Source organism: Flavihumibacter petaseus NBRC 106054, assembly GCF_000974785.1.
GTDB classification, from domain to species: Bacteria; Bacteroidota; Bacteroidia; order Chitinophagales; family Chitinophagaceae; genus Flavihumibacter; species Flavihumibacter petaseus.
Genome location: NZ_BBWV01000001.1, coordinates 803490 through 815565, shown reverse-complemented (window position 1 = coordinate 815565; position 12076 = coordinate 803490). Strand labels below are relative to the sequence as shown.

General features: G+C 49.8%; 10 protein-coding genes and 1 tRNA gene. 8 read left to right on the top strand and 3 right to left on the bottom strand.

Going from position 1 to position 12076, the window contains the following annotated elements; translation table 11 throughout:
- Positions 1 to 10: 10 nt before the first annotated feature.
- Positions 11 to 1534, bottom strand: a complete 1524-nt coding sequence (gltX, locus tag FPE01S_RS03430; RefSeq protein WP_046367479.1) for a glutamate--tRNA ligase — start codon at positions 1532 to 1534, stop codon at positions 11 to 13.
- A 36-nt stretch (positions 1535 to 1570) separates the two neighbouring features.
- Here gltX and FPE01S_RS03425 point away from each other — a divergent pair, with 36 nt between their 5' ends.
- Entirely contained in the window at positions 1571 to 2203 is a 633-nt protein-coding gene (locus FPE01S_RS03425; RefSeq protein WP_046367478.1) for a polysaccharide deacetylase family protein, read from the top strand.
- Positions 2204 to 2332: 129 nt separating this feature from the next.
- Here FPE01S_RS03425 and FPE01S_RS03420 read toward each other — a convergent pair whose 3' ends face one another.
- The gene (locus tag FPE01S_RS03420; protein ID WP_157473879.1) at positions 2333 to 3220 is read right to left on the bottom strand and encodes a hypothetical protein; all 888 of its coding nucleotides are present in this window, start codon (positions 3218 to 3220) and stop codon (positions 2333 to 2335) included.
- 100 nt (positions 3221 to 3320) lie between these two features.
- On the opposite strand from FPE01S_RS03420, the gene FPE01S_RS03415 reads away from it, so the two are divergent.
- The 7 genes from FPE01S_RS03415 to FPE01S_RS03385 all read left to right on the top strand — a co-directional run bounded on the left by FPE01S_RS03415 (position 3321) and on the right by FPE01S_RS03385 (position 9196).
- Positions 3321 to 4109, top strand: coding sequence for a TatD family hydrolase (locus FPE01S_RS03415; protein ID WP_046367476.1), 789 nt, complete (start codon positions 3321 to 3323; stop codon positions 4107 to 4109).
- The gene (locus FPE01S_RS03410; RefSeq protein ID WP_083990121.1) at positions 4093 to 5193 is read left to right on the top strand and encodes an asparaginase; all 1101 of its coding nucleotides are present in this window, start codon (positions 4093 to 4095) and stop codon (positions 5191 to 5193) included. The genes FPE01S_RS03415 and FPE01S_RS03410 overlap by 17 nt, the downstream gene beginning before the upstream one ends.
- 63 nt (positions 5194 to 5256) lie before the next feature.
- A tRNA-Ser gene (locus tag FPE01S_RS03405) sits at positions 5257 to 5344 on the top strand.
- 536 nt (positions 5345 to 5880) lie between these two features.
- Entirely contained in the window at positions 5881 to 6318 is a 438-nt protein-coding gene (locus FPE01S_RS03400) for a VOC family protein (protein ID WP_046367475.1), read from the top strand.
- A 112-nt stretch (positions 6319 to 6430) separates the two neighbouring features.
- A complete protein-coding gene (locus tag FPE01S_RS03395) occupies positions 6431 to 7564 on the top strand; it encodes an acyltransferase family protein (RefSeq protein WP_046367474.1) in 1134 nt (377 codons plus the stop codon).
- A 76-nt stretch (positions 7565 to 7640) separates the two neighbouring features.
- Positions 7641 to 8444 (top strand): hypothetical protein, encoded by an 804-nt coding sequence (locus FPE01S_RS03390; RefSeq protein WP_046367473.1) that lies wholly within the window; start codon positions 7641 to 7643, stop codon positions 8442 to 8444.
- Positions 8445 to 8446: 2 nt separating this feature from the next.
- On the top strand, positions 8447 to 9196 hold the full coding sequence (locus FPE01S_RS03385) for an SDR family NAD(P)-dependent oxidoreductase (RefSeq protein ID WP_046367472.1): 750 nt from the start codon (positions 8447 to 8449) through the stop codon (positions 9194 to 9196).
- 253 nt (positions 9197 to 9449) lie between these two features.
- Here FPE01S_RS03385 and FPE01S_RS03380 read toward each other — a convergent pair whose 3' ends face one another.
- A complete protein-coding gene (locus FPE01S_RS03380) occupies positions 9450 to 12041 on the bottom strand; it encodes a phosphatidylglycerol lysyltransferase domain-containing protein (RefSeq protein WP_046367471.1) in 2592 nt (863 codons plus the stop codon).
- Positions 12042 to 12076: the final 35 nt, after the last annotated feature.

Below are 12076 nucleotides of genomic sequence, written 5' to 3'. Positions count from 1 at the left end.
TGACTATTGCTCAATCCATCCGGAAAGCGCCGATCCGGGAGATCGTTTCCTCCCTGCCGATCGTCGCAGCGATCGAGAAAACAGCAGGTCCGAATTTTCCCCCCACCAGCAATAGCCGCAATGGCAACTGCAATTCACCTACCTTAAGACTGTGCTGCTGGGCAAGGTCCTTGAAGCAGGCTTCAATATCCGCTGCCGTCCAGTGCTGCAGCGTTGCCAGAGCCGGACCAAGTTCCCGGAAGAAAGTCGTTTTCTCCGGCGACCACTTCGCTGCCAGGGGTTGCAGATCCGGAGGAGCCGGACGATTAAAGAAGAATCCTGCCTGCTCTGCAAAATCCGGCAACAAGGTACAACGCTCTTTTACCAGGTCGATTACCGTCTTCGTATAGTGATCATCGTTAGCTGTTATTCCCGCTGCTTCAAGATGCTGCCTTACATCAGGCAGCAAACGGTCTGCAGATGAACGTTTGATCCATTCATGGTTGAACCATTTTGCCTTTTCAAAGTCGAATTTCGCTCCGCCTTTATGAACGCGGTCCATAGAGAAAGCGCTGATGAGTTCTTCCATGGAAAACAATTCAGTGCCGGTACCATCATTCCAGCCCAGCATAGCGAGCAGATTCACAAAAGCCTCCGGGAGAAAGCCGCGTTCCCGGAATCCCTGCGTAAAATCACCCGTGCGCGGATCCGACCAGTTCATGGCAAATACAGGAAATCCGAGCCTGTCGCCGTCGCGTTTGCTGAGTTTGCCATTGCCATCCGGTTTCAGGATCAAAGGCAGGTGCGCGAACTGCGGCATACTGTTTTTCCATCCGAGGTATTCCCATAGCAGCACATGCACCGGTGCACTGGGTAGCCACTCTTCACCGCGGAATGCATGGGAGATCTCCATGGCATGATCATCAACTACCACGGCAAGATGATAGGTTGGCATACCGTCCTGTTTCAGCAAAACTTTATCATCCACGATCCCGGTATTGAAGCGCACTTCTCCCCGGATCATATCCGTGAAACTCACTACTTCATCTGCCGGCATTTTGATGCGGATCACATAGGGAACGCCTTCCCCGATGAGACGGCGTACCTCATCTTCGCCCATACTCAGGGAATTGCGCATTTTCGAACGCAGATGATGATCATATTGCGGCGTCGGGTTTTCGGCAGTCTTGAACCGGTTGCGCATCTCTTCCAGTTCAGCCGGCGTATCGAATGCATAATAGGCCTTTCCGGACTGAACGAGCTGTTCTGCAAATGCACGGTAAGAGGGTTTGCGTTCACTTTGCCGGTAAGGACCGAATGGTCCCCCTGCTTCAGGACTTTCATCAGGCTCCATACCGCACCAGCGCAGGCAATCCATGATATAATCCTCTGCACCGGGAACAAAACGGCTCTGATCGGTATCCTCGATCCTCAGGATAAATTTTCCGCCGAGCCCGCGGGCAAAAAGATAATTATACAACACTGTGCGAACGCCTCCAAGATGAAGGCCACCTGTGGGACTGGGTGCAAACCGAACACGTATCTTCTGTGACATAGCGGCAAAAGTAATAAGAAGTGTTAGGTTTGTTACATGTTGTACTGGAAAACCGGCAATCTGTTGCTGCGGTGCCTTTATCCTTCAAGGAAATGGAAGGTTCCCGGCAAAGAAAAGAAGATCTATCTCACTTTTGATGATGGTCCCCATCCCGTCATCACACCGTTCGTACTTGATCTGTTAAAACAATATCATGCGCACGCAACATTCTTTTGCATCGGAAAAAATGTACAGCAGTTTCCAGATGTCTATTCGCGCATGCTGCGTGAAGGTCATGCAGCAGGCAATCATACGATGCATCACGTGAACGGTTGGAAAACTGCTGATGATGCCTATGTGAACGATGTTAAAGCTGCCGGCGAACTTATTGATTCAAATCTGTTCCGCCCACCCTATGGCAGGATGACTTCTTTTCAGTCGGCCCTGCTGCGGAAAATCGGTTATACACCTGTGATGTGGAGTGTGTTGAGCGGTGATTTTGATATTCACCTTACACCTGAAGCTTGCTGGAGGACTGTGGAAAAAAATACCAGCAGGGGCAGCATCGTGTTGTTTCATGATAGTGAAAAAGCCTGGGACCGCCTGGCTTTTGCCTTACCCAGGTTTCTGGAAAAATTCCAAAGAGAACAATATGAGTTTTTACCGCTTGAAACAGTATCCCTCGTGTAAACAGATGATAATAAATGAGAGATTGGTGTAATGGGAACGTCCTTAAAAAAAGTTGGGCCTGGGTAGAAACCCTGGCCCGTTTTTAATCCGTACCCTATGAAAACTGTTTTAAAGGTATATATTTTATTCTTATTTCAAAGTAATTTCTACTGATACCCCATTTACCGTGATTGTAGCCTTGTCGTCACAATCCCCGTTTCCGAAGTCCAGAATGCCCTGTGGGCCTTGATTTCGTTGGATTGCCTGTTTTCCCTTGCTGATCCAGCGGCAACTGAAACGTTTTTCAAGCGGTTCGATGTTGGTAGTGGTCCATTCATTTACCTTGTCTCCACGGTGAACGGCGCCGCTGCCATTTCCGACAATATGGTAGATATCGTCTGCAGGGTTCCAGGGAGTTCCCCAGCCTTCTGCCTGGGTGATCACCCGCGTCCGGTCCCAGGTCACGTAGTTTCCGTTAGGACGGGTCAGCTTTCCGGAGATCACTTTTGTCCGGAATGCCAGCTGGGTGGCAGTACTCAGGTTTTCAATGCGGTGCGTGCCGGCTACACCGATATCATTTACAAAGTATCCGTCAAATGTGGTTTCGGCTACCGCGCCTGCCTGCCAGAGGGGAGCCTCGTAGGTAGTGATCACTTTTCCTTTCCTCACACGGCCGTCCCAACCTTCACATCCGGTTCCGAAATCGATCGTTACGACTACCGGAAAGCTGTCATTCTGGTTCAGGAATTCCCAGCTCAGGGTAAAGCATGGGATTTCACGGGCATTGGGATCGCTTTTGCGTTCTGCAAAAACACCTGTACCGCCTATGGCAACACTGGAATTAACGCCCATTACGTTATTGAAAACATCATCGTACAGCAATTCAGCCTCCGCATCAGATTCAAGCATTGCCCTGTTTTCTTCCGGAATTTCCTTTGATTGCGCTTCACTGCCTGATTTTGAACAGGCGGTGAAAGCCAGTGTGCCGCAAAACAGCATAATGGCCATGTTCCTGGAATGGAAAAGGTTGATTTTCATACTTTGGTTGTTGTGGTGGTTATTTGTGGTGGTCTGAAATATGACCGGGTTGCATCCAGAACGTTTAAATCTGACATAAATTTTGTTGACCTTTGGCCCCATGACGCTGATTGACACGCATTCGCACCTTTATGTGAACGCATTTAGCAAGGATGTTGAACAGGTTCTGGAACGGGCAGAAGCTGCCGGTGTGACGGAAATATTGCTTCCCGCAATCGACTCCGAAGAGCATGACGCGATGCTCCGGCTGGAACAGCAATATCCTGATAAATGCCTGGCAATGATGGGTTTACACCCCTGTTCAGTAAAAGAAGATTACCAGGCGGAACTGCAGCTGGTAGAGGAATGGCTCTCGCGGCGTCCTTTCGCCGGTGTTGGGGAGATCGGGCTGGATTTTTACTGGGACCGAACCTTCGAAAAACAGCAGTTTGAAGCCTTCCGCCGGCAACTTGAATTAGCAAAACATCATGGAATTCCCGTATCCATTCATTCCCGGAACGCCAACCGGGAAGCGCTCGACACGGTGGTCTCCCTCCAGGATGGCAACTTGTCCGGGGTCTTTCATTGTTTCAGCGGCGATGCTGATTTTGCCCGCCAGGTTACTGACGCAGGGTTTTACCTTGGTATCGGAGGTGTGGTGACCTACAAGAATGGGGGACTGGCAGAAATCCTGTCACAGGCAGGTCCGGAACGCCTTGTATTGGAAACGGATGCGCCCTATCTCAGCCCGGTTCCGTTTCGTGGCAAGCGGAATGAAAGCTCCTACCTGACCCATATTGTGGCAAAACTCGCCGAGGTTTTTGCGATGGAAACGAAGGCAATCGCCGACCTGACTTCCCTGAACGCCCGAACTGTATTTAAACTTCAGCAACATGACCGTGAGCAGTAAAAGTATTCCTGTTGATCAGCGGCAACCGCGGTCAAGATCCACTATAACCAAACGAAATAACACCCGGATCCTCATCATCTATACCGGCGGTACCGTCGGTATGGTGATCGACCCAGCCACCGGGGCGCTGAAGCCAATTGGATTTAAAGAGATCCGCGACAATATCCCTGAAATTGTAAAACTGGGATTTGAAGTAGAGGTGCATGCGTTCAACCCGCCTATGGACTCTTCCAATATGCACCCGGAAGTATGGGTTGAACTCGCCGGCATTATCAGCAAAAAATATAAGAACTACGATGGGTTTGTAATCCTTCATGGCTCCGATACGATGGCATTCACCGCTAGCGCACTAAGTTTCCTGTTGGAAAACCTCGGTAAACCGGTGGTACTTACCGGGTCACAATTGCCCATTGGCGAAATACGGACCGACGCCAAGGAAAACATTATTACAGCCCTGGAAATAGCAGCTGCCAGGAAAGCCGGAAAGGCATTAGTTCCTGAAGTCTGTATTTATTTCGACTACCAGCTTTTCCGGGGTAACCGGTCAAAGAAGTACAATGCAGAGAAATTTGAGGCATTTTATTCCATGAATTACCCGCCGCTGGCTGAGGCAGGCATCAGCATCAAATATCAACGTGAGTACATTCTCCGTGCCCCTGAGAAGGCATTGAAAGTGTATTCCCGCCTTGACCCCGCGGTTTCTGTCTTAAAGATCTTCCCGGGAATCACTCCCGCTACCGTAGAAGCTGTTCTGGGCACTCCCGGCACAAAAGCGGTGATCCTGGAAACCTTTGGCAGTGGCAATGCGACAACGGCTCCCTGGTTCATCGCGGCGCTGGCAGGTGCTGTCAAACGCGGTGTATTGGTAGTGGATATCACCCAATGTGATGGCGGCGCGGTAGAATTGGGCAGGTATGAAACCAGTATGCAACTGAAGCAAATCGGGGTGATCAGCGGCCACGACATGACATTTGAAGCGGCGCTGGCCAAGCTGATGTTCCTGCTTGCCCAGCAGCATTCTCCCCGGCGCATCCGGGAATTATTGGAAACTTCTTTACGGGGAGAATTGACCAATGGCGGATAAGCCCTATATTTGCGGCCCGTTCCTGGTTTCGGGTTATCGGACCAGGTCGGGAAAACAGTTCACGGAGAGCTGTCCGAGTGGTTGAAGGAGCACGCCTGGAAAGTGTGTATACCTCTAAAGGGTATCGCGGGTTCGAATCCCGCGCTCTCCGCATCCGCCCACCGACATTGTCAGCCGTAGCGATAGCGACGGTTGAAGCTTTATCGAAGGTGGGCTCTCCCTCAGGGTAACATGCTAAATGTCCCGGTGGCTGAGAGCGGACAAAGTCCGCCAGCAAAAAAAGCAAAAACACGGTTCCCCAAAAAGGAATCGTGTTTTTAGTTTCTATCACACTCGAACGGATTATCCCACTCTTTTTTAGTTCATTTTTCCTGATCAGTTTGTGATTCCCCCATCCTCAGCCCTGGATCGGTGTGTTATCTTTATAAACTAAATTCTCCTTCCATGCTCCCTTTTTTCTCCCTCTTTGCTCCTATTGTCTTCCGTTATTTTTGGAGTATGATGGGCGAAAAAAGGGAGCATGAAGGGAGAACATTAGGAGCATGAAACAAATGCCGGACCACCACTGAACACCGGCTAAATTGGATTTTTCATTTGTCGCGTCACCGTCCATTCAAAGTCCCGTTTACCACCCGTTCCTGCAGCCGGAAGCCGCTAGCTTTGGGCTATCATCAAATACCGTTTTTTATGGCCAGTGTGAGCACCTACCTGAATTTTGCCCGGAACACGGAGGACGCGTTTAATTATTACAAATCTGTCTTTGGAGGAGAATTTTTCGGCAACGGCTTTATGCGGTTTAAAGATATTCCGCCTGCGCCCGGCGCACCCCCGCTGGCGGACGGCGACAAAGACCTGATCATGCATGTGGAACTCAGGATCCTGAACAGCCATAGCCTGATGGGAACCGACGCACCTGAGTCTATGGGATTCAAAGTCAATTTTGGCAATAACCAGTACATCAACCTGCAACCCGATACCAGGGCCGAAACGGATAAGCTGTTTGCGGCACTTTCATCAGGCGGAGAGGTGACGATGCCTCTCCAGGAAATGTTCTGGGGAGATTATTTCGGTTCCTGCACCGACCAGTTCGGTGTACAATGGATGTTCAACTGCAACCAGAAATAGCCCCATTACCCGAAAAACTTGGGAAAGGTGCGGGAATGGCATCATCCGGATTCAGCTGTAGCGGCGGTTTACCTGTAAATTTGCCCCAATTTGAACCGGAGCAAACGATCACATGCAGCAAGCCATCCCCGCACCCCAATCAATAATACAGCCTTCAGCCCTCCAAAGCCGTCCCCATTTCGAAATACTCGACGGACTTCGAGGCGTCGCAGCAATAGCCGTTGTCATTTTCCATTTCATGGAAGTGGTGGCGCCGGATTATAAGGACAGCTTTATTTCCCATGGCTTCCTGGCTGTAGACTTCTTTTTCTGCCTTTCCGGATTTGTAATTGCCTACGCCTATGACAAGCGAATCGGCTCCATTGGGATCGGGAACTTTTTCCGAAACCGGCTGATCCGGTTGCATCCACTGGTTGTTTTGGGTGGGGTGATCGGGCTGCTGGGTTACTTCTATGACCCTTTTCAACTTCATACAGCACCGGCCGACTATAACATCTGGCTGGTTTTTCTGAGTACGATTCTGGTGATCCCTTATCCCGTAATGGCTGACCGGTATTTCAACCTGTTTGGACTGAACGCACCGGCATGGTCGCTGTTCTGGGAATATGTGGCGAATATCCTGTATGCCCTTGTCATCGTTCGACTTCCCAGAAAGTGGGTATTGGTATTGACTGTTATTTCGATGATCTGGCTCTGCGCAGTTTCAGCTTTCAGGGGTAACCTGTTAGGCGGTTGGGGTGGGGAAACCTTCTGGGATGGCGCAGCACGTTTGTGTTTTTCATTTCTTGCAGGTGTACTGATCTTCAGAAGCAACTGGATGATAAAAAATCGCCTGGGATTTCCTATTCTTGCCCTGCTCCTGGGTATTACGTTCTTTATTCCTTATGGTCCCTGGACCAAATGGGTGGATCCGTTCGTGGCCATTGTATACAATCCCCTGATAATATGCCTGGGTGCGGGCGCCGTACTAACTCCCCGCTGGCAAAAGATCTGCCGGTTCTCCGGCGATATTTCCTACCCGCTCTACATGACCCACTATGCTGCTATCTGGCTTTTTGCTGATTACCTGAACAGCCGGCATCCGGGTACAATTGAAGTGGTCATAGTGACAACGGTTTTCACGTTATTACTGATCCTGTTTTCCTGGGTTGTGTTAAAATGGTTTGATCAGCCCATCAGGAAGTGGTTGTCTGATCGCCAGCGCAGTAAACAGGTAAAAGCAGTAGCAACAACCGTGTCAAACTAGTTGATAATGGGTGGCGTTACGACGCCTTCAGAACTGTCAGGTAGATGTGGATACACCACCACATAAAATTTACCGCATGCGCTATCTGACAGCTCGAATTCTGATGACTGCACTGATGGTTTTACCCCTGGCCCTGTTCGCGCAGGAACAGGAACCTCCCAAGCCTGCGGGCGGAGCCGGACTCTCCGATGAAGAAATCAAAAAGGCCAATAACCCGATGGCCAGTACGAAAGCACTGAACCTGCACACTTACCTGGTTTCAAAACTGTATGGGATTGAGGATGCCTCCATGAGCCAGATGATTGTCAGGTATGCACAACCTGTGGGTCGCGTTTTGATCCGGGCCAGCATGCCATTTGTTGTTTCTTCGGAAGCTGGGAAGTCGCCCACCACCGGTACGGGTGATTTTAACATTTTCGGGATCTATTCCCGATCAACCAAATCAGGAAATCAATTTGGTATCGGACCCACCATTACTGCGCCTACAGCTTCGCATAACCTTGGATCGGGGAAGTGGCAGGGTGGTATTGCAATTTTGGCGTTTATGGCCAGCAACAGGCTTATACAATGGGGTGGACTCCTTCAATGGCAGGCATCATTTGCTGGTCAGAGTGATCGCGATGAAGTCAATACTTTTTTTCCGCAGATCTTCGCTATCTGGCAGATTGGTGGAGGAACTTATCTCCGAAGTACCGGTATCTGGACCTTTAATCTGCGCAATGGTGAATACAGTGTACCTGTAGGCCTCGGGGTAGGAAAAGTGGTCAAGGTAAACAAGATTGTATTCAACATTTTTGCAGAACCGCAGTTCACCGTACTCGCCAATGGTATCGGACAACCGAAGTACCAGACATTTGTCGGATTCAATACTCAATTCTGATCATGGGACCAATTTATCACAAAGTTGCTATCATCACCGGTGCCGGTTCAGGCATCGGCCGGGAAATTGCCATCCTCTTTGCAGAAGCAGGAGCCAAAGTAGTACTTGCCGATATTGATGAAAAATCGGGCAGGGAAACCTACGATCTCATTTACAATGCCCGCAGGGAAGTCATTTTTGTCAAAGCAGATGCTGCGCTTGCTGCTGATCACGAAAAGCTGGTACACGCAGCAGTATCTGCTTACGGCGCGTTGCATATCGCCGTCAACAATGCTGGTATTGGCGGTCCTATTGCACTTACCGGCGAATACCCGGTAGACGGATGGAACAAAGTCATTGACATCAATCTGAATGGCGTGTTCTATGGCATGCGGTACCAGTTGCCTGCGATCCTCGAAAGTGGTGGCGGAGCAATTGTGAATATGGCTTCAATCCTTGGTGCTGCGGGAACACGGCAGTCTCCGGCATATGTTGCAGCCAAACACGGCGTTGTGGGACTTACCAAAGCTGCCGCCCTTGAATATGCGGCCAAAGGGATCAGGATAAACGCCGTCGGTCCGGGTTATATCGATACGCCTTTACTAAAAGGAATGTCTGATGAAGCGCGCCGCCAGCTTGAATCGCTGCATCCCATGGGCCGCTTGGGTGCACCTGAAGAAGTTGCCGAACTGGTGTTATGGTTGTGCAGCAGTAAAGCATCATTCGTGACCGGTGGTTACTATCCTGTAGATGGCGGATACCTCGCCCAGTAAGAAAAGAATGCAGGGAACATTTTGCTCGTGTTGGTGGCGCTGCGCGCCTTTATTTCGCGCAAAGCACGCTAAGGAGCAAAGGGGCAAAGGTTGGATTTGTTTGTATGATGATTTTGTATTTGTCAAACAAGCATTCAAAAAAAATAATCAGGATATGTTTCAATACAGTCGTGCCTTCAGGCTCACTTCAGTACCAGGTCTTGCACGAGGTAACTACTAAACAAATAAACAGGTAAACAACTAAACGGCGTTTTCACCCCTGCATGACCTTGTTCAACGCCACCGGCAACTGCAACAGGTCAAAATCATTCTCATACACGAGGTATTTGTTTTCCCAGGTTCCTGCATATTTTTCCTTGAATTCACGGAGCCCCTGGTAGTGCCGGAACCGTTTGATCTTCTCGTAAGCATATTTTACCACACGCTCAGCTGTGCTGTCTGGTTCTTCAATGCCGCTCATGGGAACAAGACCAAGGTTAAGGAAAGAAAAACCTTCTTCCTTTCCATAACGGATCATTTCTACAAGCAGGGCATCCATGCTGCCGCCCGGAGCATCTACTGTTTTGCGGATAAGGTCATAGGTACATTCTTCCGGGGCAAAATCGGGAATGATATTCAGGAACGCTACGAGCCTGCCATCTGCATCACGTAGTGTAACCACATCCTGTTCGCGGATCACTTCCGGGTCAAATACACCCTGGGAAAAACGCATCTCTGATTTGTTGAATGCTTCAAGCCACTCATCGGAGACTGCCTTTAATTCGCTTAGCAATGTGTCTTCAAGCGGTGCTTTGATGAGGGCGACCGAATAGCCTTTTTTCTGCAGGCTGTTCAGCCCGTTACGCAATGATTTGTTTTGTTTGCCTTCGAGGGTAAATTGAGTGAGATCCAGGATGGCTTCCTGTCCGATCAATAGTTTCTTCTTTTTCAGATGCTCAAAATAATACCAAGCGTCTTCATCGATGCGGTAGTAAGCCGGCTTCAGTCCCCAGCTGCGGCATTGCTGTTCAAAGGCGAGCAGTGCCGGTAACTTTTCGGCAGGTGCCGCCACCGGTTCTTCGAGTACGATCGCAAATCCATTGGCAATTTTATAGGCGACAAATGCATCCAGTCCCTCTGGGAAGTACCACAGTTTGTCTTCATCTGATTTAAAATAGTCAACTGGTGAGTTGCCATACTGGCTCAGGAGAAAGGATACTTTTTCCTGATCGGTCTCATCAGTGCTGTGTTTGACTACATAGGGGCGAATGATCGTGTAGAACAAAAAGATCCACGCGCCGGAAGCCAATACACGCAAAGAGATCAGGAATTCTTTTCCGAATCGTGTGACGGGAACCAGGTTGTCTTCTTTCACCAGCAGGAATTGGTGTAGTGCATACGTGAATGATTGACGCCAGGAAAAGTCGATACCGAAATTCCTGCGGTCAAGCTGGTAGAAACCAATGGTGCCGAAGATCAGCACGATGCCAAAAACTGCCAGGGCGGTAATAACGCCGATGCGGATAAAACGGGCATTGCTTTTCTGACGGTATTGTTTACGGGTAGTCAGCAGCACAACGATAATGGTCAGCGCCAGCAGGGCTTCCTCGTAATCGAGGGCCTTGGTCAGGTGGCCGACCAGGGAGAGTACTGAAAAGAAAAGCGCAAACCACCAGGCCGCACGAAGTCCCCGAATGAGAAAAGCGGCGTTCACCATCAGCAAGAGACCAGTAAGGATCACCAGCCAGTTGGAGGCGTGAATGTAAGTATATGGGAGATATCCGTGCAGCAGGTGCATGCGGTCTGCGAGCGGCGGGGTAAGTACGGAGAAAATGTTGACGGCGCCGAGCAGGAAGATCAGTGCGGGAGGCAGCAGGCGTACAAATATATTCCGTCCTTTCCAGGCCCAGCTGAGCAGCCCTGCAAACAGGGGCAGCCAGAATTCAAAAAGACGGTATAGCAGTGTTATTTGTAGCGCAGCAAGGGTGTCATAGCCATATTGTTTCAGGATGAAGGTGAGTGATAGTTCCACTGCGCCAAGGCCTTTCAGGAACGGAGAGATGAGCATGAAGAGCGTGGAAACGACATAGCCCATGAAGGCTGCTTCCAGGCTTACGGGAAGATAGCCGGCTTTCATGGCAATCACAATATGCAATACACCTGTCATCTCGATGGCGATGGACGACAATACAGCCACGGTAAATGACCTGTATGAAAAGGACAGCGAAAAAATGTTTTCCATTTCTTTTTCCAGTGCAGGAAAGAAGCGCAACAGCGACTGGTACAGCCACCCGCGTGACCGGAATGACTGAAAGGCGCGCCAGATCATAAACAGGATCAGCAGTGCCACAGCCAGTGCGGGCCAGGCACCTTTTACTGATTGCCGGTGCAGCGCGCCATACAGGATAACAGGTATACCAACGATTACCAGGCTCAGGATACCAATGAAACCCTGCAATCCTGCTCCCTGGTAAATATGATGGCGGTCTATTTTTTCCTTACGCAACATTCCCGGCAGGTAGGCAAATGCTGTTATGCCGCCTCCCGGAAGAAAGGTGCTGATGAAGTTCCGTTTGAGAAACAGCATAAACGCTGCCGGCCAGGACAGATTTGATCCGACAGCCTGAAAGCTGAATACGAACAGTGCTGCCTGAAAAAAAATATAAATCCCGGTTACGGCCAGGCCAAACAGCATCCAGCTATTATCGGCTGATTTAAGATAGGGCTGGAGCGCTTTCAGTTCATGCCGTTCATGCCTGAAAAAATAGATGCCGAGCAATATGAAGAGAATGGCAAGCAATTCTTTCCAATGCAATTTTCCGGCGAAACCGGACAGTATTTCTTTCCAGTTCTTTTTAGTTGCCATGGCTACCTGAAGTTACTAAAAGGAAGGGTCCCGTA

Bases quoted from the DNA above. Each gene is read 5' to 3' on its own strand.
- gltX (WP_046367479.1), bottom strand. From the start codon at position 1,534: ATGTCACAGAAGATACGTGTTCGGTTTGCACCCAGTCCCACAGGTGGC.
- FPE01S_RS03425 (WP_046367478.1), top strand. From the start codon at position 1,571: ATGTTGTACTGGAAAACCGGCAATCTGTTGCTGCGGTGCCTTTATCCT.
- FPE01S_RS03420 (WP_157473879.1), bottom strand. From the start codon at position 3,220: ATGAAAATCAACCTTTTCCATTCCAGGAACATGGCCATTATGCTGTTT.
- FPE01S_RS03415 (WP_046367476.1), top strand. From the start codon at position 3,321: ATGACGCTGATTGACACGCATTCGCACCTTTATGTGAACGCATTTAGC.
- FPE01S_RS03410 (WP_083990121.1), top strand. From the start codon at position 4,093: ATGACCGTGAGCAGTAAAAGTATTCCTGTTGATCAGCGGCAACCGCGG.
- FPE01S_RS03400 (WP_046367475.1), top strand. From the start codon at position 5,881: ATGGCCAGTGTGAGCACCTACCTGAATTTTGCCCGGAACACGGAGGAC.
- FPE01S_RS03395 (WP_046367474.1), top strand. From the start codon at position 6,431: ATGCAGCAAGCCATCCCCGCACCCCAATCAATAATACAGCCTTCAGCC.
- FPE01S_RS03390 (WP_046367473.1), top strand. From the start codon at position 7,641: ATGCGCTATCTGACAGCTCGAATTCTGATGACTGCACTGATGGTTTTA.
- FPE01S_RS03385 (WP_046367472.1), top strand. From the start codon at position 8,447: ATGGGACCAATTTATCACAAAGTTGCTATCATCACCGGTGCCGGTTCA.
- FPE01S_RS03380 (WP_046367471.1), bottom strand. From the start codon at position 12,041: ATGGCAACTAAAAAGAACTGGAAAGAAATACTGTCCGGTTTCGCCGGA.